1 protein-coding gene is annotated in these 1,039 nt (G+C 65.9%); it reads left to right on the top strand.

What is annotated here, in order from left to right; genetic code table 11:
• Position 1: 1 nt before the first annotated feature.
• On the top strand, positions 2-1,039 hold a 1,038-nt coding region (locus AC1DZY_RS26625), incomplete at its 3' end, for an NAD(P)/FAD-dependent oxidoreductase (RefSeq protein WP_476823166.1).

The following is a 1,039-nucleotide window of genomic DNA, read 5'->3' as shown; positions in this document are numbered from 1 at the left end:
CATCGAAACGGACGTCGTGATCGTTGGGGCTGGTCCGTGCGGGTTGTTTGCGGTGTTCGAGCTTGGGCTGCTCGACATCCGCGCCCACCTCGTCGACATCCTGCCCAAGGTCGGCGGGCAATGCGCCGAGCTCTATCCGGAAAAGCCGATCTACGACATTCCGGGCTTTCCGATCGTCACCGGCCAGGGCCTGGTCGACAACCTGATCGAGCAGATCAAGCCGTTTTCGCCGACCTTCCACCTCAACCAGATGATCGAGGCGCTCGAGCCGATCGGGACGCCCGAGGCCCCGCGCTTCCGCGTCGTGACCGATGCCGGCACGGTGTTCGAGACCAAGTGCGTGGTGGTCGCCGCCGGCGGCGGCTCGTTCCAGCCCAAGAAGCCGCCCATCCCCGGCATCGAGGCCTATGAAGGCAAGGCGAGCGACGGCGCCGGCGTCCACTACGCCGTGCGCAAGATGGAAGCGTTTCGCGGCCGCGACATCCTGATCGTCGGCGGCGGCGATTCAGCCCTCGACTGGACGCTGAACCTGCAGCCGATCGCGCGCCGCGTCACCCTGATGCACCGCCGCGACGACTTTCGCGCCGCGCCCCATTCCGTCGAGCAGATGCGCGCGCTCGTCGCGTCGGGCCAGATGGAGATGAAGCTCGGTCAGGTCACCGGGCTGAAGGGCGAGGACGGCACGCTCACCGCCGCGATCTGCCGCGACAATGCCGGAGAGACCTTCGAGATCCCCTGCGACACGCTGCTCCCCTTCTTCGGCCTGACCATGAAGCTCGGGCCGATCGCCGGCTGGGGCCTCAACCTCGCCGAAAACCTGATCCCCGCCGACACCGAGAAGTTCGAGACGTCCGTTCCCGGCATCTTCGCCATCGGCGACATCAACACCTATCCAGGCAAGCTCAAGCTGATCCTGTCAGGCTTCCACGAGGCCGCGCTCGCAGCCCAGAAGATCCACCGCTACGTCTACCCGGACAAGCGACTGACCTTCCAGTACACGACCTCCTCGACCAGCCTCCAGAAAAAGCTCGGAGTGGCC

The organism is Allobosea sp. P2_A10 (assembly GCF_056405115.1).
Note: the sequence above shows the minus strand (reverse complement) of the source record. Positions and strands in the feature narration are given on the sequence as shown.